Here is a 22,595-nt window from a genome sequence, read left to right as displayed (position 1 = left end):
CGATGTTCCCCCTATCCCACCATCCGGAAACCCACCAGCCCGCGTGGGGATAATCGAGTGGTGACTGCAACACTGCGCATCAGCGGCCTGTCCGCCTCCCGGGGCGAACGCACCCTGTTCACCGACCTGAATCTGACCGTCGCGCCCGGCGACGTGATCGGCCTGGTCGGCGCGAACGGCGCAGGCAAGTCGACCCTGCTCACGACGCTCGCCGGGGTGGGCACCGCCGACGTCACCGGCACGGTCGCATTCAGTCCGCCCGACGCCACCGTGGGGTATCTCGCGCAGGAACCCGAGCGCGTCCCGGGCGAGACGATCCTCGGCTTTCTCGGCCGGCGAACGGGCGTCACCGACGCCGAGCACGCGATGAACGCCGCGGCCGAGGCGCTGGGGACCACCGACGTCGACGACTACACCCCCGCGCTGGAGCGCTGGCTCGCCCTCGGCGGCGCGGATCTCGCCGAACGCGCCGAGAAGGTCGTCGCCGACCTGGGCCTCGACGTCGGGCTGGACGCGCCCATGACGGGCCTGTCGGGGGGACAGGCGGCGCGGGCCGGGCTGGCGGCCCTGCTGCTGTCGCGGTACGACGTGCTGCTGCTCGACGAACCCACCAACGACCTCGACCTGGCCGGGCTCGACCAGCTCGAGCGTTTCGTCGCCGAAACCCGCACCGCGCTGATGGTGATCAGCCACGACCGCGAGTTCCTGGCCCGCACGGTCACCGGAATCGTCGAACTGGATTCCGCGCAGCAGCAGATCGCGGTGTACGACGGCGGCTACGAGGCGTACCTCGTCGAACGCGAGGTGGCGCGGAAGCACGCCCGCGAAACGTACGAGGAGTACGCGGACACCAAGCAGGAGCTCGAGGATCGCGCCCGGATGCAACGCAACTGGCTCGAGCACGGGGTCCGCAACGCCCGGCGCAAGTCCAAGGACAACGACAAGGTCGGCAGGAAGTTCCGTGCCGAGGCCACCGAGAAGCAGGCGGCGAAAGCACGGCAGACGCAGCGCCGCATCGAGCGGCTCGACGTCGTCGAGGAGCCGCGCAAGGAGTGGGAGCTGCGCATGTCGATCGCCGCGGCGCCGCGCAGCGGCGCGGTGGTGGCCACCCTGAACGGCGCGTGCGTCGACCGGGGCGACTTCGTGCTCGGGCCCGTCACCACGCAGGTGCAGTGGGGGGACCGGATCGTCCTCACCGGCCCGAACGGTGCGGGGAAGACGACGCTGCTGCGCGCACTACTGGGCCGGATCCGCCTCGACACGGGCACCGCGACCATCGGGTCGGGGGTGGAGGTCGGCGAGATCGATCAGGCGCGCGCGCTGTTCGAGGGCGACGAGCCGCTCGTGGACGCGTTCGCCGCGCAGGTGCCGGACTGGCCGGATGCGGACGTGCGGACGCTGCTCGCGAAGTTCGGGCTCAAGGGCCATCACGTGCTGCGGTCCGCGTCGTCGCTGTCACCGGGGGAACGCACCCGGGCCGGACTCGCCCTGCTGCAGGCCCGGGGGGTGAACCTGCTGGTGCTCGACGAACCGACGAACCACCTGGACCTGCCCGCGATCGAGCAGCTCGAGCAGGCCGTCGACAGCTTCGAGGGCACGCTGGTGCTGGTCACCCACGACCGCCGGATGCTGGCCACCACCCGTTCGACCCGCCGATGGCACCTCGACGGCGGGCGGCTGACGGAGGACCCGGCGTGACGGCGGGCAGTGTGCGGGTCGACAGCTGGACCTGGGCGGTGCGCCTGTTCAAGACACGGTCCGCAGCCGCGGCCGCGTGCCGGGGCGGGCACGTGCGGGTCAACGACGCCCCCGCGAAACCGTCGCAGGCGGTGAAGGTCGGCGACGAGGTGCGGGTGCGGGTCGCCGGGGCGGAACGGATCGTGCGCGTGACGCAGCTGCTCACCAAACGGGTGGGTGCACCGATCGCAGCACAGGCCTACGAGGACCACAGTCCCCCACCTCCGCCCCGGGAGATCCTGGCCTCCCTCCCGCGCCGGGACCGCGGTGCGGGCCGGCCCACCAAGCGGGACCGTCGCGAACTCGACCGGCTGCGGGGGCTGCTCGAATAGCCGCACCCGTTTCGGACATCGACAACCGTACCGATGGTTGTTTCGCATGCGATCCGGCGAATCCCACTTGACGAACCGTTGTGTTTTTACAACAATTCGTTGTATGAGCCCGGTCCGTCGGGGGGAAACCCTGCCGATCCACAACCGCATCCGCGTCCTGCGCGCGGAACGCGGAATGAGCCGCGCGCAACTCGCGGAACTCGTCGACGTCAATCCCCAGACCGTCGGCGCCCTCGAGCGCGGCGACCACTACCCCAGCCTCGACCTGGCCTTCCGGATCTGCGACGTCTTCGGCCTGCCGGTCGAAGCCGTGTTCTCCCGCAACGAATTCGGGCCACTGTCCACCGAGGTGTACCGAATTCGCACCGCAACCGAAGGACGTGACGCACAGTGACCGAGATGCCCGTGCACGACACCACTCTCCTCGCGCGGTACGAGGCGTTCCGCACCCGGCGCTTCCTGAAGAACGAGGAGAAGTTCCGGAACATGCTGCCGCGCTGGCGTACTCGCCGGCGACGTCGCGTCCTCGTGGTAGCCCTCGCCGCGACGTTCGTTCTCATGTTCACCGTGAGCGTGCTGTGCCACTTCTTCGAGCGGGCACCGCTGCTGTGGCTGCCGGCGTGCCTCGTGTTCTTCCCCGTCTGGATCTCGCTCCAGATCGTCTCGGGCCGCCAGGGTGACGCCCCGCGCGCCGCGCTCGACGAACGAGAGATCCAGGAACGCAACAGCGCTCGCTCCATCGCCCTGACCGTCACCCAGGCCCTGGTCATGATTCCGGTGCTCTACCTCGTCGTGGGCAGCGTGCAGACCGACGGCATGCATCCGCGGATGGCGTACGCCGGCGGGCTGATGACGTTGACCGCGACACTCGTCGGCGGCTGCCTGCCCGCCATGATCCTGGCCTGGAACACCCCTGATCCTGACGAGATCGACTGATTTGCAAGACAACCCGAGGAATACGGAGGAAACGTGACCCTCACGATCGACGGTGTCTCGAAACGATACGGTGACGTCGTCGCACTCGACGACGTCACCTTCGATGTGCGACCCGGCGAGTTGTTCGGCTTCGTCGGCAGCAACGGTGCCGGGAAGACCACCACCATGCGGATCGTCCTCGGTGTGCTCGCGGCCGACTCCGGTGCGGTCCGGCTCGACGGCCGGCCCGTCGACCTCGACGTGCGCCGCACCATCGGGTACATGCCGGAGGAACGAGGGCTGTACCCGAAGATGAAGGTCGGGGCGCAGCTGTCGTACCTTGCTCGCCTGCACGGACTTTCCCGATCCGACGCCGATGCGGCCGTCGCACGCTGGACGAGCAGGCTGGGCATCGCCGAGCGGGTGGACGATGCCGTCGACGCGCTCTCCCTCGGTAACCAGCAGCGGGTCCAGCTCGCCGCCGCCCTGGTGCACGACCCGAAGGTGCTGGTCCTCGACGAGCCGTTCTCGGGCCTGGACCCCGTGGCCGTCGACGTGATGAGCGACGTGCTGATCGAGAAGGCCGAAACCGGAGTGCCGGTGATCTTCTCGAGCCACCAGCTCGACCTCGTGCAACGGCTCTGCCACCGGGTCGGGATCATTTCCAAGGGAACGATGCGCGCCGTCGGCACCGTCGACGAACTGCGCGGCCACGGCGCGGCCCGGCTCGAGGTGCACGCCCCGCACGCCCCCGAGGGCTGGGCAGCCGATCTGCCCGGCGTCACCACCGTCGCCCACGGTGGTGGCCGCACCGTTCTGCTGCTCGGGAAGGGCGCCGACGACCAGCAGATCCTCCGGGCCGCCCTCGCCACCGGTCCCGTACACGAATTCTCCGTCCACCGCCCGACCCTGACCGACCTGTTCCGAGAGGTGGTAGCCGCGTGAGCGCCCCGCTGAGCCCCGTCCACGCCGTGGCCCTGGTGGCCCGCCGCGAGTTCCTCACCCAGGTCCGCAAGAAGAGTTTTCTGATCAGCAACGCGATCATCCTGCTCGCCATCGTCGGCGGCATCGTCGCTGTGTCGCTGTTCTCGGGCGACGACGAACCCGCCACCGTCGGCGTCGTCGGCGACCCGGCGCTCGGCGCGACGATCACCGCGATCGGAGACGCCACCGGCAGCTCCGTCGACGTCTCCGAGATTCCCGACGCCGAAAGCGGCCGCGACCGGGTACGCGACGGCGAACTCGACGTCGCGCTGTTCCCGGGCCCGGGAGGTTCGGTCACCGCCGTCGCCGAATCGGAGATCGATCCGGCCCTGCGCGCGACGATCGACACGGCCGTCGCGCAGCAGGCCCAGGTCGACGCCCTCACTGCGCGCGGCGTCGACCCGTCGGCGCTGGCCGCGGACACCGCCCGCGCCACCGTGACCGTCGAAGCCCTCGACCCCCCGGACCCTGAGCAGGGACAGCGCACCACCCTGGCGATCGCCGCGGTCGTGCTGCTGTACATGCAGATCATGATGTTCGGCATGTACGTGGCGATGGGCGTGGTCGAGGAGAAGTCGTCGCGCGTGGTGGAACTGCTGCTGTCGACGCTGCGCCCGCTGCAGCTGCTGTGGGGCAAGATCGTCGGCATCGGCGCCGTGGGGCTGCTGCAACTCACCGCGTACGGAGTGGCCGGGGTCGGTGCCGGTCTCGCCACCGGGACACTCACCGTGACCGGCGCGGCCCTGGGCACGCTCGCCGGCACCCTGGGCTGGTTCGTCCTCGGGTTCGCGTTCTTCGCGGTCCTCTACGCCGCTGCCGGGTCGATGGTGTCACGGCAGGAGGACGTGAACGCCACGGCGTCGCCGCTGATGGTGCTGATCGTCGCGATGTTCTTCGCGGCCTTCTCGTCGGTCGACGACCCCGAGTCGACGTGGAGCACCGTGCTGAGCTGGATCCCGCCGTTCTCGGCGATCCTCATGCCGCTGCGCATCGCCGCCGGTGTGGCGACACCGCTGCAGATCGTCGGCACCATCGTGCTGATGCTGCTCGTGACCGCCGCCCTGAGCGTGCTCGGGGCGCGGATCTACCGCAGGTCCATCCTGCGCATCGGCCGCGTCGTCACGTGGAAGGAAGCGATGGGCGCGCACCGCTAGGGTCGTGCCATGGCCCCCAGGATCTCGGCGCAGGAGTTCATCGACAGCGTGCTCGACGCAGGCACCTTCCACTCCTGGGACACCGCCCCCGTCGACGTGCACCCCGACGAGCAGTACCGCGCCGAACTGGAGGCCGCGGCGGCGAAGTCCGGCGTGGACGAGTCCGTGATCACCGGCGTCGGAACCGTGCACGGCCGCCGCATCGCGGTGATCGCCTGCGAGTTCGCCTTTCTCGCCGGATCGATCGGGGTCGCGGCGGCCGAGCGCATCGTCCTCGCCGTGGAACGCGCGACTCGCGAGAAGCTGCCTCTGCTCGCCTCCCCCACCTCCGGTGGCACCCGGATGCAGGAGGGCACGCTCGCGTTCGTGCAGATGGTCAAGATCGCGGCGGCCGTCACCGCCCACAAGGCCGCGCACCTCGGCTATCTCGTGTACCTGCGCAACCCCACCACCGGCGGGGTGTTCGCCTCGTGGGGCTCGCTCGGGCACGTCACCGCCGCGGAACCCGGTGCGCTCGTCGGCTTCCTGGGGCCCCGCGTCTATCAGGCGCTCTACCACGAGGACTTCCCGGAGGGCGTGCAGACCGCCGAGAACCTGTCCCAGAAGGGTGTGATCGACGGGGTGGTGCCTCTCGCCGGGGTCCGCCGGCTCGTGCACCGGATGCTGCGTGTGCTCACCGAGCCGACGATCGTCGACGCGTCGGCGGGTCCCGCAGTGACCTCCGCCGACGACGTGCCCGACGTCCCGGCGTGGCAGTCGGTGATGCTCTCCCGCCGGCCGGAACGTCCCGGCATCCGGCAGTTGCTGCGGCATGCGGCATCCGCGCAGGTTCCGCTGTCGGGCACCGGACAGGGCGAGTCCGACCGCACCGTGCTGGTCTCCCTCGCCCGGTTCCGCGGCGCGTCGTGCGTGCTGTTCGGTCAGGACCGCAGCGGCCAGTCCGCGGCCCGGACGATGGGTCCGGGCGCGCTGCGTGAGGCGCGTCGCGCGATGCGGCTGGCCGACGAGCTCCGCCTTCCACTCGTGCTGGTGATCGACACGCTCGGAGCCTCGTTGTCGAAGGAGGCCGAGGAGCGTGGACTCGCGCCGGAGATCGCCCGCTGCCTGGCCGACCTGGTGACTCTGCCGACCCCTACGGTGTCGGTGCTCCTCGGGCAGGGCACCGGCGGCGGCGCCCTGGCGCTGCTGCCCGCCGACCGGGTGCTGTGCGCCCAGAACGGCTGGCTCGCCCCGCTGCCGCCCGAAGGCGCCAGCGCGATCGTGCACCGCGACACCACGCACGCCCCACAGATGGCAGCGGCCCAGGGCATCCGCTCCCGGGATCTGCTGCGCGACGGTGTCGTCGACGGTGTGATCCCCGAGTTGCCCGACGCCGCGGCGGAGCCCACCGAGTTCGCCAAGCGCGTCGGGGCCGCCGTCGCCCGCGAACTCGGCGTGCTCGTCGGTCAGGACGCGACGCTGCGGTACCGGCGGCGGCTCGAGCGCTACCGGAAGCTGGGGCTGCCGCGGTAACCCGCTCACCGACGCCGAGGCGCCGTCCGGCGCACCGCCCGAACGGGCAGTGCCTCGCGCCGGGGAATCTCGAATAGGGTGGTCGGCGTCACAAGCTGTGGTCAGAGAGGATGCGAATCGATGAGCTCGTACGCGGAGGCCTACCGGCAGAGCGTGGAGGATCCGGAGGGATTCTGGCTCGAGGCGGCCCGCGCCGTGGACTGGGTGGCCGCGCCGACGCGGGCCCTCGACGGCTCGCAGGCACCGTCGTTCCGCTGGTTCCCCGACGCCACGCTCAACACCAGCTTCAACGCCCTCGACCGGCACGTGCGGGCCGGGCACGGCGACCGGCCCGCCCTGATCTGGGACTCGGCGATGGTCCCCGCCAAGCACACCTACACCTACGCCGAGCTGCTGGACGAGGTCGCGGCGTTCGCCGGGGTGCTGCGCGATCAGGGCGTCGTTGCCGGCGACCGCGTCGTGATCTACATGCCGATGATCCCGGAGGCGGCGATCGCGATGCTCGCGTGCGCCCGCATCGGTGCCGTGCACTCGGTGGTGTTCGGCGGGTTCGCCGCCAAGGAGCTCGCCACCCGCATCGACGACGCCCGGCCCGTTCTGCTCGTCACCGCCTCCGGCGGACTCGAACCGGGCCGCACCGTCGAGTACCTGCCGATGGTCGAACAGGCGCTGTCGCTGTCGCAGACCCCGCCGCACACCGTGATCGTCAAGAACCGGGAGATGATCCCGGGCACGGCGGCCGACTACAAGGCGTCCGCCGCCGCGTGGTTCGACTGGGACGAACTCGTCGCCGACGCGGATCCCGCCGAGCCGGTGACCGTCGCCGCCACCGACCCGCTGTACATCCTCTACACATCCGGAACCACGGGGAAGCCGAAGGGTGTGGTGCGCGACAACGGCGGGCACGCGGTGGCCCTGACCTGGTCGATGCGCAACATCTACGACATCTCCCCCGGCGACGTGTGGTGGACGGCCTCCGACGTGGGCTGGGTCGTCGGCCACTCGTACATCGTCTACGGCCCGCTGCTGATCGGTGCGACGACCGTGATGTACGAGGGCAAGCCGGTGGGCACGCCGGACGCCGGTGCGTTCTGGCGCATCGTCAACGAGAACGACGTCGTCGCGCTGTTCACCGCCCCCACCGCGATCCGCGCGGTCCGCAAGGCGGACCCCGAGGCGAAAGAACTGGAGAACTACGACATCTCCTCCCTCCGGACGCTGTTCGCGGCGGGCGAGCGGCTCGACCCGGACACCTACGAGTGGGCGACGAAGGTGCTCGACCGGCCCGTCGTCGATCACTGGTGGCAGACCGAGACCGGGTGGGCGATCGCCGCGAACCTGCGCGGACTCGAGTCCATGCCGATCAAGGCCGGCTCGCCGACAGTGCCGGTACCCGGCTACCGCCTCGACATCGTCGATGCGGAGGGCAAGCCGGTCGGACCGAACACCGAGGGCAACATCGTGATCGCGCTGCCGCTGCCGCCGGGCACACTGACCGGACTGTGGCAGGACGAGGACCGCTACCGGCGGTCGTATCTGGAGACGTTCCCGGGCTACTACCTCACCGGCGATTCCGGCTACGTCGACGAGGACGGCTACGTCTTCGTCCTCGGCCGGTCGGACGACGTCATCAACGTCGCCGGCCATCGCCTGTCGACCGGAAGCATGGAGGCCGTCGTCGCCTCGCATCCGGCCGTCGCCGAGTGCGCGGTCGTCGGCATCCGCGACGAGCTCAAGGGTCAGCGGCCGTCGGGGTACGTAGTGCTCAAGTCCGGTGTCGAGATCGACCCGGAGACGCTGCGACAGGAACTCGTGGCGATGGTGCGCGACCAGATCGGCGCGGTGGCGACGTTCCGGGACGTCACCGTGGTGCAGGCCCTGCCGAAGACCCGCTCCGGCAAGATCCTCCGCAAGACGATGCGGCAGATCGCCGACCACGAGCAGTACACGGTGCCGTCCACCATCGAGGACCCGTCGGTGCTCGAGGCGCTCGAGCAGCAACTGCGCGGATAGCCGATCCGGCGCAGCCGCTCCGCGCTCGGTCATCCGCTGCGACGACGGTCGCAGCGGATGACCGATGGTCGAGCGGCCGTGCCCCGAGCAGCTACAGCCACGGCGTCGGGTGGGGCCGCGGACGACCGGGCGCCGGACGGCTGCGGTGGACGGCTCGCCGAAGTCGCTCCACGACGACGTCGAATCGGAACAACTCCGGCCACGTCCACCGCACCACCTGCAATCCCAGGTCACGCAGCGTGTCCTCGCGGCGCTTCTCGGCGCGCACGTCGTCGACGGTGCCGTACTTCACCATCCCGTCGAATTCGCCGACGATGCCCCACTGCTCCCAGAAGAAGTCGACGCGCGCGACGAACACACCACCCGGGGTGTGGATCTCCCGCTGCAGGACCGGAGCCGGGAGACCCGCGTCGTGCAGGCGTAGCCGGCTCAGGGACTCACCTGGGCTTTCGCTCCGGGTATCGAGAAGCCCGACGACGCGCCGCGCCGCGGCGATCCCCGCGCGCGGCACGACGAAGTGAGCTTCGAAGTCGAGGAACGGATATCGACGCAGCGCGCTGTCCCCGACGACGACGGCCTCCTCCACGGGCAGCGTCCGCGCCAGGTCGACGACGGTGCGCGCCGGTGAAGTGACCCGCACGCCGTCGAGCTGCACGACGTCGCCGAGCACAGCCGCGTGCACGTAGCGGGTAGGTCCCCGGCGTCCACCGGCGGGGCGCCCGTTGGTGGTGTGGATGAGGGTGAGATCGGTGTGCCACACGTCGAATTCGTGCAGGACCGCCGCGGAGACGTGGCTGATCGCGGCGGCCGGACCGAGTCCGGCGCCGACGGTACGCGCCAGCAGTCGGTGTCGCCCGACGTCGTCGAGGAGCTGCACGCCGTCGGCGTCGAGATACACGCCGGGGGTGAGACGCTGGAGTTCCCCGCGTCGCACCGCGCGCCGCAGCTCGGCGTCGGTGCGTCCTGCGGCCAGTGCGGAACGTCGCAACAAGGGTTCGGTCACCGCCTCAGCGTGCCGCGACAGTGACGGGAACGGGCCGCTCTTACAGCCGGACGGCCGAATCTGTGGATGGAACGTCGGCCTGTGGACAACACCCGCTTCGTACGCAGTCATCCGCTGCGACGACTGTCACAGCGGATGACTGGGCGACGAGCGGATGTCAGCGTCGGCGACGGCGCCGCACCACGGCCCGCACCGTGAGCGCAGCTACCACGCTGCCGACGACAGCAGCGACGATCTGCGGCTTCTCGGCAGCGGTCTGCTTGGCGGCTTCGACCTTCTCGTGGGCGGCGGCCTTGGTGCGGGCGGGCACGTCCACGCGCTGCGCGAGTTCGTCGACGGTTGCGGCGAGTTCGGCGCGCTGCTGCTCGACGGATGGTACGGGCTCGGGGGTGGTCATCGCACGTGCTCCTTCACGGTGTTCATGTCACGCCGGACGCTCTCGGCGGTGTCCGTCGGGACGGGCGGGGCCGAGTTCTTCGCCCGCGACGCACCGACGGCAGCCAGCGTCCCGCCGATGGCCAGGACGACCAGCGAGACGATCAACGCGGCCAGCCACGGGGAGAGCACCGTGGCGAGGCCCAGGATCGCTGTTGCGATGAGGGCGCCGATGCCGAGGTAGATCAGCATGAGTCCGGCGCCGGAGATGCCGACGCCCACTCCGATCCGGGTGCCCTTGGCTTTCACCTCGTCGAGGGCGTGGCCGACCTCGGTGCGCACGAGCATCGACACCTGGGTGGTGAGCCGCTCGGTCAATTGCGCGGTGGACAGTTCACTCGGGTCCGTGGCGCTGGGCGTGCCACCGGGGGACGCGGTCATGGTCGAGTCCTTTCCGTGTCGTGCGACTTCTGGGGGTCGTGCGACTTCTGGGGCCGGTCTGTCGCCCTCCGCATCGTCGGCGCTCTCGCGGCCCGGGACGGTGTGCGCGAGGCGGAGTTCGCGGCCGCGTTCGATGTCTTCCTGCCGCTTCTCCTCGTTCTTCTCGATGTTGCGGGTGTCCCGCGGCGGCAGCTGCAGCGTCTCCTCCGCCTCGATGCCGGCCTGCAGCTGCCGTCCGCGCTCGAGCTCGGCGTCGAACTCCGCGCCGAACAGCAGCGCGAGGTTGGTGATCCACAACCACAGGAGGAAGACGATCGCGCCGGCGAGGGAGCCGTAGGTCTTGTTGTAGCTGCCGAAGTTGGAGACGTAGAAGGCGAACGCGAGGGACGCCACGATCCACGTGACGATCGCGATGGTCGCGCCCAGGCTGATCCAGCGGAACTTGGGCTGCGACACGTTCGGCGTCGCGTAGTACAGGACCGCGATGATCATGATGACGAGCAGCAGGATGACCGGCCACTTCGCGATGCTCCAGATCGTCACCGAAGTCTCACCGAGCCCGATCACGTCTCCCACAGCCCTGGCGATGGGACCGCTGACGACGAGCATGAGCGCCGTCGCGCCCATCGCGATCAGGGCGAGCGCGGTGATGAGGAGCATCCAGGGCCGCAACTTCCAGATCGGCCGCCCCTCCTCGATCTCGTAGATGCGGTTCATGGCGCGGCCGAACGCGCCGACGTAACCGGACGCCGACCACAGGGCGCCGGCGATACCGAGGATCAGAGCCAGGCCCGCGGTCGGTGCCTGCACCAGCTGTTCGACGGGGCCGCGCAGCGTGTTCACCGCATCGGTGGGCCCGAGATCCTCGACCAGCTGCAGCACCGTGCCCACCGTCGTCGCCCCCTGGCCGAACACACCGAGGAGCGACACGACCACGAGGAGAGCGGGAAACAGCGACAGGACGGCATAGTAGGTCAGGCCGGCAGCGAGGTCGGTGCACTGATCGTGACTGAACTCGCGAGCAGTCTTGCGCAGCACGTACGTCCACGACGGTTTGGTCAGGTCGGTCGGCGAGTCGGGTTTACGCGAATCTTCGGCCCGGGCCTCCGACCCGTCGCGGACCCGGTGATCTGCGGTCATGGTTCCCGAGGTACCCGTGGCACCGGCGGACCAAACGCCGCGACCGGGCACCCACGACCGCGCCTGTGCGGTGCACCGGAACCCGCCGGCGCGGCGGAGCATGGTGTGATCGAGCGATGCGGCGCCTCGACGATCCGACCTGCCCGGCCCGTCCACTCGACGACGACGAGTTACGGGCCCTCTACGCCTACCCGGCGGACCTGTCCTCCCCGTGGCTCCGGGTGAACTTCGTGTCGTCCCTCGACGGTGCCGTCGCCGTGGAGGGACGCTCGGGTGGGCTCGGCACGCCGTCGGACAAGAAGTTGTTCGGTCTGTTGCGGGCGCTGGCCGACGTGATCGTCGTCGGCGCGGGCACGGCACGCAGCGAGAACTACGGCGGCGCCCGCACGAGCGCGGCACTGCGCGCGCGGCGCGCCGAGGCGGGGCTGTCGGAGGTTCCGCCGGTCGCGGTCGTCACCGCGACGTGCGACCTGGATCCCGACTGCCGGTTGTTCACCGACACCACCGTCGCTCCGGTCGTCCTCACGTGCGAGACGGCACCGGAGGAACGCCGCCGGGCCCTCGCCGACGCCGGTGCGGACGTGCGGCTGGTCGCCGAGCACTCGATCGACGGGCACGCGGTGCGGAACGCACTGTCGGCGGCAGGCTGGAGTCGTGCGCTGTGCGAGGGCGGACCGCGGCTGTTCGGTCAGCTGATCGCCGACGGTGTGGTCGACGACCTGTGTCTGACGTTGGCGCCGCTGCTCGCCGCCGGCCCGGCGGGCCGGATCGCCACCGCCCCGCGGACGGCGCCGACGTCGATGCGGCCCGCCCACGTCCTCGCCGACGACGACGGCACCGTGCTCATGCGGTGGGTACGCGGGGAGTGACCGGTCGGGGCCGGTCCGGCAGATTTCGCACCACGTCGAGGTCACCGTGGGTCCGCAGCACCGGCGCGACGCGGTCCAGCAGACGGGCGAGCAGGTCCCGAGCCGGGATCCGGGCGCCGGTGCGCACGTCCACCGCCGGACCGTCGAGACCGTACCGGGCGGCACTCCACACCGCCGCCGCACCGACATCCGGCTCGACGGCCTGTGCCTCGTCGCCGCGGCGCAGGTCGTCGAGAGCCGCGCCGACCAGGCCCCGGACCAGGGCGGCCTGCACGACTGTGCCGTCGACAGTGGCCGCGGTGTCGGCCGCGCGGATCTCCACCGTCGGCACGTGCACCGACGGGCGCGCAAGCCAGAAGGTCATCCGCGAATCGAGCAGCACCCCGGTGCCGACCAGGCGCGCGACCAGGTCGGCGGCGTGCTGCGCCGAACGCAGGTACGGGGGCAGGCCGAAGCCGGGAAACCGGCTCTGCTGCACGATGCGCCAGCTCGCATAGCCCGTGTCGCGGCCGGCGTGCCGCCTCGAGTTCGCGCCGAGCGCGACGAGGGTGGGCAGCCACGGGGTCAGATGGTTCACCACGGCGGCGGCGGTGTCCCGGTCGGCGACGCCGACGTGCACGTGGCAGCCGCAGGCGTGGTAGTCGTCGACCAGCGCGCGGTACCGCTCGGCGATGGCGGCCCGGCGTCCCGTCGCGACGACGGTGCCGGGGCCGGCTTCGCGCTCGGGCACCCCGGTGGCGGCGATACGCAGCCCGCATCGGAGGGCGGCACCGTCGAGGGCCGATCGGGATGCGGTCAGCTGGGCCCGCAGGTCGTCGAGGGTCCGGCACACCCCGCCCACCGCCTCGATCTGGGTCGGGTGCAACTCGCCGACGAAGGTCACCCCGGGCACCTGCGGAAGCTGTCCGTACAGCGCGTCGAACCCCGGGGTGGGACGACCCGACGCCGGGTCCACGAGCAGGAACTCCTCCTCCACACCGATGGTGACGCCGTCGCCCGGATCCGGGCGGGAGGTTTCGGAGTTCATGGTTGTGGGCTACCCGTTGCCGCCGGCGACGACACGCCGGCCGGTACAGTCCGGACAGCATCCGGCGGAAGGAGTTCCCCATGCCCGACGACGTTCCCGAAGGCTCGGCACGGTCGAGTGCCACTGCGGAGCGGATCGGCGAGCTCGCCGCCGATCGCGGCCTGACCGTCGCGTGCGCCGAATCGCTCACCTCCGGCGCCCTGGCCGCACGGCTCGGCGCGGCACCGGGCAGCGCCGAGTGGTTCCGCGGCGGCGTCGTCGCCTACTCGCGGGAGGTGAAGCACTCGCTGCTGCGGGTGCCGGAGGGGCCGGTGGTGTGCGAGTCCGCGGCGCGGGCCATGGCCGAGTCGACGGTCGACCTCCTCGGTGCCGACGTCGCGGTGGCGGTGACGGGCGCGGGCGGCCCGGACAGCCAGGACGGGCAGGAGCCGGGCACGGTGTGGTTCGGGGTGGCAGGTCGCGGACCGACGCACGCCGAGGAGAAGTTCTTCCCGGGTGAGCCCGAGGAGGTGCTGGCCGAGACGGTCTTCCATGCGCTCACTCTGCTGGCGGGCCGGGTGGGGAGCTGAGAGGGCCGGTGCCCGGCCGGGCGAGCAGCCGGGTGACGAGTGCGGTGACGAGTTCGTCCGGGGTGGCGTCGGCGCCGATCGAGGTGGTGAGCAGGTCCAGCAGCAGCCCGTCGATCGCGAAGTGCAGCAGGGCGACGTCGAGCGCGGTGGCGGGTAGCCCTGCGGCGTCGTTGAATTCGACGTCGAGCCGGTAGTTGCGGGAGAGCGTCGCACCGAGCACCTCGGCCAGCCCGGGACTTCGGCGGGATTCGAGGCGCAGTTCCATCAGGGCGACGGTCAGATCCGGCTGGGCGGTCGTGCGCTCGACGAGGTATCGCATGTAGTCGACGTAGAGGTCGACGTCCGGGGTCCGGCCGGCGAGCGCCTCGAGCCGGTCCGGCTCGGGGGCGAGCCGCTCGAAGATCCGCGCGCCGAGGGCGCCGAGGAGGCCATCCCGCGTCGGAAAGTAGTTCGCGCAGGTGCCCAGGGGCACCCCCGCTTCCCGGTCGACGGCGCGGTGGGTCAGCTTGCGGGCACCGTCCGCGCCGAGTACGCGCAGACCGGCGTCCGCGAGCTGAGCTCGGCGCTCCGGATTCGCTGCCACGGAAAAACAGTAGCACCGAATACAACACCTGTTGTAGTTTGACCACCACAGGTGTTGTAGTCGACCGGCCGAGGAGCGTTCCGTGCGAAAACTGACCTACTACGTGGCGACCACACTCGACGGCTTCATCGCCGACCCCGCCGGGGGGTTCGACTTCTTCCCCCTCGACGGGGACCACGCGCACTACCTGGTGCAGGAGTTCCCCGAGACGATCCCGACGCCCGCCCGCGGGCCGCTCGGCATCGAGGGGCCACCGAAACATTTCGACACCGTCGTGATGGGCCGGCGCACGTGGGAGCCGGCCCGGGACGCCGGCTGGACGAGCGCCTACCGGCACCTGCGGCAGTACGTGTTCACCACGACGATGACGCAGGCGCCGGACGAGACGGTCACCCTCGTCGCGACCGACCCGCTCGAGTACGTGCGCAACCTCAAACAGCAAGACGGGCTGGGCATCTGGCTCTGCGGCGGAGGTGCGCTCGCCGGCGCGCTGCTGCCGGCGATCGACGAGCTGGTGCTCAAGGTCCATCCGATCGTCGCCGGGGACGGAATCCCGTTGTTCCGGCACGGTTTCGAGCCACACCGCTTCGACCGACTCGAGGCGAGGACCTTCGACAGCGGAGTGACGGTCTGCCGCTTCGCCGCCCGCTAGAACCAGGTGGGCTGTACGTCGAGCGTGGTCCGGTCCAGGCTGTCGAGCAGGTCGAACTGCGGACCGGTCTTCGGCAGTTCGAACGCGAAGAAGTACCGGGCGGCGGCGCGCTTACCGTCGTAGAAGTCGCCCTCCCGGGTCCCGGCCGCGAGGAGTTGCTCGAGCCACATCCACGCGACGACCACGTGTCCGACGGCCTCGAGGTACACCGACGAATTCGCCAGTGCCAGTTCGGGATCACCGGTCCCCCACAGCCGGGCGGTGGTGGCACCCACCCGGGTCACCGCCGCCTGCAACTGCTCGGCGTAGCGGGCAGCGTCGCCGCCGGCCTGCGTACCACGCGCGATGGTGCGCCCGATCGTCTCGCCGAGCAGCGCCAGGCCCGCCCCGCCCTGCATGACGACCTTGCGGCCGAGCAGGTCCAGCCCCTGAATGCCGTGCGTGCCCTCGTGGATGGGGTTGAGGCGGTTGTCCCGGTAGTACTGCTCGACGTCGAACTCGCGGGTGTATCCGTAGCCTCCGTGCACCTGGATGGCCAGGCTGTTCGCCTCGAGGCACCACTGCGACGGCCAGGACTTCGCGACGGGCGTGAGCATGTCCAGCAGCAGTCCGGCGCGGGCACGCGCGTCCTCGTCCTCTGCGGTCTGCTGCTCGTCGACGAGCTGCGAGCAGTACAGCCCCAGCGCCAGTGCGCCCTCGACGTAGGCCTTCTGGGCGAGCAGCATCCGGCGCACGTCGGCGTGCTCGATCAGCGGCACCGGCGGGGACGACGGGTCCTTGTCGCCGAGCGGGCGGCCCTGGGTGCGGGTGCGGGCGTACTCGAGGGACTGCAGGTAGCCGGCGTAGCCGAGCGAGGTGGCGAGGAACCCGACGCCGATGCGGGCCTCGTTCATCATGTGGAACATGTACGACAGGCCCTTGTGCGGCTCACCGAGCAGGTAGCCGACGGCGCCGGCGCGGCCCGCGGGGGTGAAGGTGCCGTCGCCGAAGTTCAGCAGCGTATTGGTGGTGCCGCGGTTGCCCATCTTGTGGTTGAGGCCGACGAGGGCGACGTCGTTGCGCTCACCGAGCTGCCCGTCCGCGCCGACGAGGATCTTCGGGACGATGAACAGCGAGATGCCCTTGACCCCGGCCGGACCGCCGGGGATCTTCGCGAGCACGAGGTGGACGATGTTCTCGGACAGCTCGTGGTCGCCGCCGGAGATCCACATCTTGGTGCCGGTGAGGCGGTAGCTGCCGTCGTCCTGCGGCACGGCCTTGGTGGTGATGTCCGCCAGCGACGAGCCGGCCTGCGGCTCGGACAGGCACATGGTGCCGAAGAACCGGCCCTCGAGCAGCGACGGCACGTACGTGGCGATCTGATCCTCGCTGCCGTGGGTGGCGATGAGGTTGGCGTTGCCTACGGTGAGGAACGGATACGACGAGGTGCCGGCGTTGGCGGCCTGGAACCAGGCCATCGCCGCCCGCAGCACGGTGACCGGCAACTGCATGCCGCCGAGTTCCTCGTCGAAGGAGGAGCCGATGAGCCCGGCCTTGGCGAACAGGTCCAGTGCCGCCTTGACCTCGGGGATGATCTCGACCCTGCCGTCGTCGCCGATCCGCGGCTCCTGGGCGTCCGCCTTCTTGTTGTGCGGCGCGAAGTGCTTGGTGGCCATGTCCGCACTGAGGTCGAGGACGGCGTCGAACGTCTCCCGCGAGTGCTCGGCGAACCGGCCGCGTGCGGTGAGCGACTCGACGTCCAGCCACTCGTAGAGCAGGAAGTCGAGGTCACGCCGGGACAGGACGGGAGCGGGCATGGAGGTTCCTTTCACAGGGCCGCGAGTTCACTAAGCGCTCACTTAGTAGAGCAACGACGGTGCATGATGTCAACGGACCAGCCCGGCGACGGAGAGAACCCAGCATGATCGACACGCCCACCACCGACGACCTCGCCGGCATCTTCACCGAGGTCGAATCCGACGTCGCGCGTCGTCTGATCGGCTCGGCCGTGGAGTCCTTCGCCCGGCGCGGCTACCACGCCACCACCACCCGTGACATCTCCGTCGGTGCCGGCCTGAGCCCGGCCGCGCTGTACGTGCACTTCAAGTCCAAGGAGGAGGTGCTGTTCGAGGTCAGCCGTATCGGGCATCAGCACGTCCTCGACGCCGTCGTCGTCGCCGCCGCCTCCACCACCGACCCGGCCGGCCGGATGCGGGCGATCGTGGACGGTTTCGTCCGCACCCACGCGGTGCACCACACCGTCTGCCGGGTGTCGCAGTACGAGCTGCACGCCCTCACCCCGGAGCACTACCGGACGATCGCGGCGATCCGCCGCGACACCGATGCCGTGATCCGCGCCGAGATCGAGCACGGCATCGCGGCCGGGGTCTTCTCCGTCCGGGACGTGCCGACCACCGCCTTGGCGATCCTGTCGCTCGGCATCGACGTCGCCCGCTGGTACCAGCCCGGCCGCATCGATGTCGACACCCTGGCCGGGAACTATGTCGAGCTCGTCCTCGGCATGCTCGGCGCGGGCACAATGCAGGGGTGACCGAACCAGCCACCGTCCTCGTCGTCGACGACGACGAGGACGTCCTGTCCTCGTTGCAGCGCGGGCTGCGCCTGTCCGGATTCGACGTGCTCACCGCCGCGACCGGGACACAGGCGCTCGACGTCGTCGCGCGCCGGCGGCCGGACGCGATGGTGCTCGACATGAACATGCCGGTCCTCGACGGCACCGGGGTCGTCACCGCTCTGCGCTCGAACGGCAACGACATCCCGATCTGCGTGCTCAGCGCCCGCAGCACCGTCGGCGACCGGATCGCGGGGCTCGAGTCCGGCGCCGACGACTACCTGACGAAGCCTTTCGTGCTCGCCGAGCTCGTCGCACGGATCCGGGCGATGCTGCGGCGCAGCGCGCCCGGCACTCCCGGCGCCGGCTCCGTCGTCCGGGCCGGCGGGCTCGAGCTCGACACCGCGGGTCGCCGGGTGCGCCTCGACGGCACCGAGGTGGAGCTGACCAAGCGCGAGTTCGAACTGCTCGAGGTGCTCGTCCGCAACGCGGGCATCGTCCTGAGCCGCGACCGGCTGCTGGCCCTCGTGTGGGGCTACGACTTCGACGCGGACACCAACGTCGTCGACGTGTTCGTCGGGTACCTGCGCCGCAAGCTCGAAGCCGGGGGGCGGCCGCGGCTGCTGCACACCGTGCGGGGGGTGGGCTTCGTGCTGCGGGATGCGGCGTGACGCAACGATTCTCGCTGCGTGCGCGGGTCGCCGCGGCCACTGCGCTCGGCACCACGCTCGTCGTCGCGGTCCTGGGTGTGCTCGTCGCTCTGGCGATCACCCGGAACAACCTCGCGCAGCTCGACCGCCGCCTCGAGACGGCCACACAGGTACTGGTCGCCAATGCCGGCACCGCCGGCCTGTTCCTGCCCGCGCTGGGCGACGCCGGAGCCTTCGCCGTCACCATCCGCACCGAATCCGGCGGACTGCTCAGCAGCACCCCGACCGAACTGCCCGTCCTCTCCCCCGGCGCCCATACCGTCGATCTCGGCGGCACCGCCTACCGGACGTACACCGCGCCGACCGACCGGCTGCCCTCGCTCCTGTCCGTCGCGGTGCCCTATGCCGAGGCACAGGACATCACGACCGAGCAGCACCGGCAGCTCGCCGTCGCCGGTGCGATCGCCGTCGCGGTCGCGACGGCCCTCGGCTGGATCTTCGGGGGCCGCGCCGTGCGACCCCTGGTCGACCTCACCCGCCGGATCGTGGCCCGCGAACCCACCCTCGAGCCGCGGCGCTCCGGCATCCGCGAGGCCGACGAACTCGCTGCCGCAGCCGGCGACATGCTCAACGACGTCGCCCGCGCCCAGGCCGCCACCGACGCCGCTCTCGCCACGGCGCGGGACTTCGCAGCCGCCGCCGCTCACGAGCTGCGGACCCCGCTGACCGCGATGCGCACCGACCTCGAGGTCCTCTCCACCCTGGACCCGGCGGGTGACGTCCTGAGCGTCGAGGAACGCACCGAGATCCTCGACGACCTCACCCGCACACAGAGCCGGGTCGAAGCCACGCTCGACGACCTCGAGCGGCTCGCCCGCGGCGATCTGTCCACCTCTCGGGACTTCGTGCCCACCGACCCGGTGGAGATCTGCGACGCCGCGGCCGCCGACGCGACGAGCCGGCATCCCGGCGTGCAGATCGAGGTGGTCGGCGAGCCGGGGCGTGAGATCCGGGCGCTGCCGAGCGGGCTGCGGCTCGTCGTCGACAATGCCGTGGCCAACTCGGTACGGCACGGCGGTGCCCGCCGGATCCGGCTGACGGTCGCCGTCGAGGGCACCGACACGGTGCTCACCGTCGACGACGACGGCCGCGGGGTGCCGGCCGTCGAGCGCGGCGTGGTGTTCGAACGGTTCCGCCGGGGCAGCGGCGCCGCCCGGGGCGGTTCGGGTCTGGGCCTGGCGCTGGTGGCGCAGCAGGCGGCGTTGCACGGCGGTACCGCGCGGCTGGCGGAGAGCCCGCTCGGCGGGGCCCGGCTGACGGTGCGGTTCGCCGCGGGGTGACCGTATTCCACCCCTCGGGTCCCTACGACACGGGACGGGGCGGGCGCAGGATCGTATGCAACCCCTCCACCGATCCCAGGAGATCCGAATGTCGAAGAGCCGCAAGCTGATCGTCACCGCCGCGCTGATCGCCTTGCCCGTCTTCGGCGGCGCCGGGACGGCGGCCGCGTCCTCGGACCACCACGACGACCACGATCGCCGCGACCGTGGTTGCGCGATCACGCATTTCGACCGGAACGGCAACTTCCTGCGCACCGAGTTCCGCAACCCCGGCTCCCGGTTCGACGGGCGGATCTGCCGCAGCGACGATCAGTGGCACTTCCTCGACAGCGGCGACATCGCACCCACTCCCTTCGTCCGGCACTGACCCCGGGGGCACCCCGGGTGCGACGGAGCCCCGCAGCGCGAAAAGCGGTGCGGGGCTCCGGCCGTGCGCGGGACCTACTCGGTGCCGAGGAGGTCGATGACGAAGACCAGGGTCTTGCCACCGAGCGGGTGCCCGGACCCGGCCGGGCCGTAGGCGAGCTGCGGGGGCACCGTCAGCTTGCGGCGACCGCCGACCTTCATGCCGGGGATGCCTTCCTGCCAGCCGGGAATGAGCCGGCCGAGCGGGAACTTGACGGACTCGCCGCGGGCGAACGACGAGTCGAACACGTCGTTCGTGTCGTACTCGACGCCGTGGTAGTGCACGTCGACGACCGACCCGGGCTGCGCCTCGGCCCCGTCACCGACGGTGATGTCCTCGATCACGAGTTCGGCGGGTGCCGGCCCGGTGGCCGGTTCGATCTCCGGCACCTCGGGCTTGGCCTCCACCCCGAGCAGGTCGATGACGAACACCAGGGTCTTGCCGGCGAGGCGGTGCCCCGAACCGGCCGGGCCGTACGCCATCTCCGGCGGGATCGTCAGCTGACGGCGGCCACCGACCCGCATACCGGGGATGCCTTCCTGCCAGCCGGCGATCAGGCCGCTGAGCGGGAAGGTGATGGACTCGCCCCGGCTCCACGACGAGTCGAACTCCTCGCCGGAGTCGAACTCGACGCCGACGTAGTGGACCTCGACCTTGGCCCCGGGCGTCGCCTCGGCGCCGTCGCCGACGGTGAGGTCCTTGACGACCAGACCGGTCGGAGCCGGGCCTTCCTGGAATTCGATCTCGGGCTTGCTGCTCATGTGTCGGTCTTCCGGTAGGGGACGGGTCAGCGCGCGTCGATACTGCTGTAGTTGCGCTCGGTGTAGCCGGTGTAGATCTGCCGCGGGCGGCCGATCTTCAGGGTCGGGTCGGAGTGCATCTCGCGCCAGTGCGCGATCCAGCCGGGCAGGCGGCCGAGCGCGAACAGCACGGTGAACATGCGATCCGGGAAGCCCATCGCCCGGTAGATCAGGCCCGTGTAGAAGTCGACGTTCGGGTACAGCTTGCGCTCGATGAAGTAGTCGTCGGTGAGCGCGGCCTCCTCGAGCTTCATCGCGATCTCGAGCAGTTCGTCGCCGGAACCGAGCTTGTTCAGGATCGAGTCCGCCGTCTTCTTGACGATGGCGGCGCGCGGGTCGTAGTTGCGGTAGACGCGGTGTCCGAAGCCCATGAGCTTGACACCGGCCTCCTTGTTCTTGACCTTGCGGACGAACTCCTTGACGTCTCCGCCGGAGGACTTGATCTCGTCGAGCATCTCGAGGACGGCCTGGTTGGCGCCGCCGTGCAGCGGGCCCCACAGGGCGTTGATACCACCCGAGATCGAGGTGAACAGGTTGGCGTCGGACGAACCGACGAGGCGCACCGTCGACGTCGAGCAGTTCTGCTCGTGGTCGGCGTGCAGGATCAGCAGCATGTCGAGGGCCTGCGCGACCTCCGGGTCGATCTGGTACGGCTCGGCCGGGAAGCCGAAGGTCATGCGCAGGAAGTTCTCGACCAGGCTCAGCGAGTTGTCCGGGTACAGGAACGGCTGACCGACCGACTTCTTGTAGGCGTAGGCCGCGATGGTCGGCAGCTTGGCCATCAGCCGGATGGTGGACAGCTCCACCTGCTCCGGATCGTCGGGATCGAGCGCGTCCTGGTAGTACGCCGAGAGGGCGTTGACGGCGCTGGAGACGACGGGCATCGGGTGCGCGTTGCGCGGGAAGCCGTCGAAGAAGCGCTTGAGATCCTCGTGCAGCAGCGTGTGCCGGCGGATCTTGTCGGTGAAGACCTCGAGCTGATCCGCGGTGGGCAGCTCACCGTAGATCAGCAGGTAGCTGACCTCGATGAAGGTGGACTTCTCCGCCAGCTGCTCGATGGGGTACCCGCGGTAGCGCAGGATGCCCTTCTCCCCGTCGATGAAGGTGATGGCCGACGTGGTGGAGGCGGTGTTGACGAAACCGGGGTCAAGGGTGGTGTACCCGGTCTCCGCAAGGAGCTTGCCCAGCTCGATGCCGTCGTTGCCTTCCGTCGCCTTGGCGATAGACATTGTGTGCTCGCCACCGGGGTAGCTGAGGGTGGGTCGGGTGTCATTCTCAGCGGGCACGAAGGATCCCTCTCAAGCTCAGATCAAAGCGATTCTGCCGAACATTCACGTAGAACCTAGCCCTTGCGCAGGCCATGTGCCCAGGGAGGGTCCGTCGAAGGTCCCCGATCGCACCTGTGCGCAGACGCGCCACCGGGGCGCCCGGCCGTCCGAGAACCCCCTCCGGCACGGCGCTCACCTGCGTCGATATTGCATATCACGTTCCCGCCGCCGGTGCGGTGAGCACCCGCCCGTGTCCCGCACCCGCGGTGCAGGA

Annotated in this window: 23 protein-coding genes and 1 pseudogene; 15 read left to right on the top strand and 9 right to left on the bottom strand. The window is 70.5% G+C overall.

Features of this window, described 5'->3' with window-relative positions:
• Positions 1 to 60: 60 nt before the first annotated feature.
• From ACM26Y_RS05680 to ACM26Y_RS05645, 8 genes are all read left to right on the top strand, one after another.
• The gene (locus ACM26Y_RS05680) at positions 61 to 1,698 is read left to right on the top strand and encodes an ABC-F family ATP-binding cassette domain-containing protein (RefSeq protein WP_416062879.1); all 1,638 of its coding nucleotides are present in this window, start codon (positions 61 to 63) and stop codon (positions 1,696 to 1,698) included.
• Positions 1,695 to 2,069, top strand: coding sequence for an RNA-binding S4 domain-containing protein (locus ACM26Y_RS05675; protein WP_003936377.1), 375 nt, complete (start codon positions 1,695 to 1,697; stop codon positions 2,067 to 2,069). The genes ACM26Y_RS05680 and ACM26Y_RS05675 overlap by 4 nt, the downstream gene beginning before the upstream one ends.
• 103 nt (positions 2,070 to 2,172) lie before the next feature.
• The gene (locus ACM26Y_RS05670; RefSeq protein WP_003936378.1) at positions 2,173 to 2,463 is read left to right on the top strand and encodes a helix-turn-helix transcriptional regulator; all 291 of its coding nucleotides are present in this window, start codon (positions 2,173 to 2,175) and stop codon (positions 2,461 to 2,463) included.
• On the top strand, positions 2,460 to 3,005 hold the full coding sequence (locus ACM26Y_RS05665) for a hypothetical protein (RefSeq protein WP_003936379.1): 546 nt from the start codon (positions 2,460 to 2,462) through the stop codon (positions 3,003 to 3,005). The genes ACM26Y_RS05670 and ACM26Y_RS05665 overlap by 4 nt, the downstream gene beginning before the upstream one ends.
• 33 nt (positions 3,006 to 3,038) lie before the next feature.
• Entirely contained in the window at positions 3,039 to 3,929 is an 891-nt protein-coding gene (locus ACM26Y_RS05660; RefSeq protein ID WP_003936380.1) for an ABC transporter ATP-binding protein, read from the top strand.
• Positions 3,926 to 5,122, top strand: a complete 1,197-nt coding sequence (locus ACM26Y_RS05655; RefSeq protein WP_416062878.1) for an ABC transporter permease — start codon at positions 3,926 to 3,928, stop codon at positions 5,120 to 5,122. Before ACM26Y_RS05660 ends, ACM26Y_RS05655 begins: the two co-directional genes overlap by 4 nt.
• A gap of 9 nt (positions 5,123 to 5,131) precedes the next feature.
• A complete protein-coding gene (locus ACM26Y_RS05650; RefSeq protein WP_416062877.1) occupies positions 5,132 to 6,634 on the top strand; it encodes a carboxyl transferase domain-containing protein in 1,503 nt (500 codons plus the stop codon).
• Between the two features lie 120 nt (positions 6,635 to 6,754).
• Positions 6,755 to 8,647 (top strand): propionyl-CoA synthetase, encoded by a 1,893-nt coding sequence (locus ACM26Y_RS05645; protein ID WP_416062876.1) that lies wholly within the window; start codon positions 6,755 to 6,757, stop codon positions 8,645 to 8,647.
• Positions 8,648 to 8,738: 91 nt separating this feature from the next.
• Here the strand turns inward: ACM26Y_RS05645 and ACM26Y_RS05640 are convergent, their stop codons facing one another.
• The 3 genes from ACM26Y_RS05640 to ACM26Y_RS05630 form a co-directional block, all read right to left on the bottom strand.
• Positions 8,739 to 9,650 (bottom strand): hypothetical protein, encoded by a 912-nt coding sequence (locus ACM26Y_RS05640; protein ID WP_416062875.1) that lies wholly within the window; start codon positions 9,648 to 9,650, stop codon positions 8,739 to 8,741.
• A gap of 157 nt (positions 9,651 to 9,807) precedes the next feature.
• Positions 9,808 to 10,047: a DUF3618 domain-containing protein gene (locus tag ACM26Y_RS05635; protein WP_289377713.1), complete on the bottom strand. Its 240-nt coding sequence runs from the start codon at positions 10,045 to 10,047 to the stop codon at positions 9,808 to 9,810.
• Complete coding sequence (locus tag ACM26Y_RS05630) at positions 10,044 to 11,606, bottom strand: YhjD/YihY/BrkB family envelope integrity protein (protein ID WP_416062874.1); 1,563 nt, start codon at positions 11,604 to 11,606, stop codon at positions 10,044 to 10,046. Before ACM26Y_RS05630 ends, ACM26Y_RS05635 begins: the two co-directional genes overlap by 4 nt.
• A gap of 116 nt (positions 11,607 to 11,722) precedes the next feature.
• Here ACM26Y_RS05630 and ACM26Y_RS05625 point away from each other — a divergent pair, with 116 nt between their 5' ends.
• Complete coding sequence (locus tag ACM26Y_RS05625; protein ID WP_416062873.1) at positions 11,723 to 12,475, top strand: pyrimidine reductase family protein; 753 nt, start codon at positions 11,723 to 11,725, stop codon at positions 12,473 to 12,475.
• Here ACM26Y_RS05625 and ACM26Y_RS05620 read toward each other — a convergent pair.
• Positions 12,450 to 13,502: a carboxylate-amine ligase gene (locus tag ACM26Y_RS05620; RefSeq protein ID WP_416062872.1), complete on the bottom strand. Its 1,053-nt coding sequence runs from the start codon at positions 13,500 to 13,502 to the stop codon at positions 12,450 to 12,452. The two genes, ACM26Y_RS05625 and ACM26Y_RS05620, sit on opposite strands and share 26 nt — an antisense overlap.
• A gap of 80 nt (positions 13,503 to 13,582) precedes the next feature.
• Between ACM26Y_RS05620 and ACM26Y_RS05615 the strand changes: the two genes are divergently transcribed.
• Entirely contained in the window at positions 13,583 to 14,071 is a 489-nt protein-coding gene (locus ACM26Y_RS05615; RefSeq protein ID WP_003936388.1) for a CinA family protein, read from the top strand.
• Here ACM26Y_RS05615 and ACM26Y_RS05610 read toward each other — a convergent pair.
• Positions 14,040 to 14,654: a TetR/AcrR family transcriptional regulator gene (locus ACM26Y_RS05610; protein WP_003936389.1), complete on the bottom strand. Its 615-nt coding sequence runs from the start codon at positions 14,652 to 14,654 to the stop codon at positions 14,040 to 14,042. The genes ACM26Y_RS05615 and ACM26Y_RS05610 overlap by 32 nt on opposite strands.
• A gap of 82 nt (positions 14,655 to 14,736) precedes the next feature.
• Between ACM26Y_RS05610 and ACM26Y_RS05605 the strand changes: the two genes are divergently transcribed.
• Positions 14,737 to 15,306, top strand: a complete 570-nt coding sequence (locus ACM26Y_RS05605; protein ID WP_003936390.1) for a dihydrofolate reductase family protein — start codon at positions 14,737 to 14,739, stop codon at positions 15,304 to 15,306.
• Here ACM26Y_RS05605 and ACM26Y_RS05600 read toward each other — a convergent pair.
• The gene (locus ACM26Y_RS05600) at positions 15,303 to 17,102 is read right to left on the bottom strand and encodes an acyl-CoA dehydrogenase (protein WP_416062871.1); all 1,800 of its coding nucleotides are present in this window, start codon (positions 17,100 to 17,102) and stop codon (positions 15,303 to 15,305) included. The genes ACM26Y_RS05605 and ACM26Y_RS05600 overlap by 4 nt on opposite strands.
• Positions 17,103 to 17,206: 104 nt before the next feature.
• Between ACM26Y_RS05600 and ACM26Y_RS05595 the strand changes: the two genes are divergently transcribed.
• The 4 genes from ACM26Y_RS05595 to ACM26Y_RS05580 all read left to right on the top strand — a co-directional run bounded on the left by ACM26Y_RS05595 (position 17,207) and on the right by ACM26Y_RS05580 (position 20,214).
• Positions 17,207 to 17,836 carry a TetR/AcrR family transcriptional regulator gene (locus tag ACM26Y_RS05595; protein ID WP_416062870.1) on the top strand — a complete coding sequence of 210 codons (630 nt, stop codon included), beginning with the start codon at positions 17,207 to 17,209 and terminating at the stop codon, positions 17,834 to 17,836.
• Positions 17,833 to 18,528 (top strand): response regulator transcription factor, encoded by a 696-nt coding sequence (locus tag ACM26Y_RS05590; RefSeq protein ID WP_416062869.1) that lies wholly within the window; start codon positions 17,833 to 17,835, stop codon positions 18,526 to 18,528. The genes ACM26Y_RS05595 and ACM26Y_RS05590 overlap by 4 nt, the downstream gene beginning before the upstream one ends.
• Positions 18,525 to 19,847: a sensor histidine kinase gene (locus ACM26Y_RS05585; RefSeq protein WP_416062868.1), complete on the top strand. Its 1,323-nt coding sequence runs from the start codon at positions 18,525 to 18,527 to the stop codon at positions 19,845 to 19,847. Before ACM26Y_RS05590 ends, ACM26Y_RS05585 begins: the two co-directional genes overlap by 4 nt.
• A gap of 88 nt (positions 19,848 to 19,935) precedes the next feature.
• Positions 19,936 to 20,214, top strand: a complete 279-nt coding sequence (locus ACM26Y_RS05580; protein WP_416062867.1) for a hypothetical protein — start codon at positions 19,936 to 19,938, stop codon at positions 20,212 to 20,214.
• 74 nt (positions 20,215 to 20,288) lie between these two features.
• Here ACM26Y_RS05580 and ACM26Y_RS05575 read toward each other — a convergent pair whose 3' ends face one another.
• The 3 genes and pseudogenes from ACM26Y_RS05575 to ACM26Y_RS05565 all read right to left on the bottom strand — a co-directional run bounded on the left by ACM26Y_RS05575 (position 20,289) and on the right by ACM26Y_RS05565 (position 22,339).
• Entirely contained in the window at positions 20,289 to 20,642 is a 354-nt protein-coding gene (locus ACM26Y_RS05575; protein WP_416063619.1) for an FKBP-type peptidyl-prolyl cis-trans isomerase, read from the bottom strand.
• A 21-nt stretch (positions 20,643 to 20,663) separates the two neighbouring features.
• Positions 20,664 to 21,014 (bottom strand): annotated as a pseudogene (locus tag ACM26Y_RS05570) (FKBP-type peptidyl-prolyl cis-trans isomerase); the annotation flags it as partial.
• A gap of 26 nt (positions 21,015 to 21,040) precedes the next feature.
• Entirely contained in the window at positions 21,041 to 22,339 is a 1,299-nt protein-coding gene (locus ACM26Y_RS05565; RefSeq protein WP_289377723.1) for a citrate synthase, read from the bottom strand.
• Positions 22,340 to 22,595: the final 256 nt, after the last annotated feature.

The sequence above is a fragment of the Rhodococcus indonesiensis genome, assembly GCF_047782815.1.
GTDB lineage: Bacteria > Actinomycetota > Actinomycetes > Mycobacteriales > Mycobacteriaceae > Rhodococcus > Rhodococcus indonesiensis.
Note: the sequence above shows the minus strand (reverse complement) of the source record. Positions and strands in the feature narration are given on the sequence as shown.

Coding starts and splice junctions, on each gene's coding strand:
- ACM26Y_RS05670 (WP_003936378.1), top strand. CDS start 2,173: ATGAGCCCGGTCCGTCGGGGGGAAACCCTGCCGATCCACAACCGCATC.
- ACM26Y_RS05650 (WP_416062877.1), top strand. CDS start 5,132: ATGGCCCCCAGGATCTCGGCGCAGGAGTTCATCGACAGCGTGCTCGAC.
- ACM26Y_RS05645 (WP_416062876.1), top strand. CDS start 6,755: ATGAGCTCGTACGCGGAGGCCTACCGGCAGAGCGTGGAGGATCCGGAG.
- ACM26Y_RS05635 (WP_289377713.1), bottom strand. CDS start 10,047: ATGACCACCCCCGAGCCCGTACCATCCGTCGAGCAGCAGCGCGCCGAA.
- ACM26Y_RS05630 (WP_416062874.1), bottom strand. CDS start 11,606: ATGACCGCAGATCACCGGGTCCGCGACGGGTCGGAGGCCCGGGCCGAA.
- ACM26Y_RS05625 (WP_416062873.1), top strand. CDS start 11,723: ATGCGGCGCCTCGACGATCCGACCTGCCCGGCCCGTCCACTCGACGAC.
- ACM26Y_RS05620 (WP_416062872.1), bottom strand. CDS start 13,502: ATGAACTCCGAAACCTCCCGCCCGGATCCGGGCGACGGCGTCACCATC.
- ACM26Y_RS05615 (WP_003936388.1), top strand. CDS start 13,583: ATGCCCGACGACGTTCCCGAAGGCTCGGCACGGTCGAGTGCCACTGCG.
- ACM26Y_RS05600 (WP_416062871.1), bottom strand. CDS start 17,102: ATGCCCGCTCCCGTCCTGTCCCGGCGTGACCTCGACTTCCTGCTCTAC.
- ACM26Y_RS05595 (WP_416062870.1), top strand. CDS start 17,207: ATGATCGACACGCCCACCACCGACGACCTCGCCGGCATCTTCACCGAG.
- ACM26Y_RS05580 (WP_416062867.1), top strand. CDS start 19,936: ATGTCGAAGAGCCGCAAGCTGATCGTCACCGCCGCGCTGATCGCCTTG.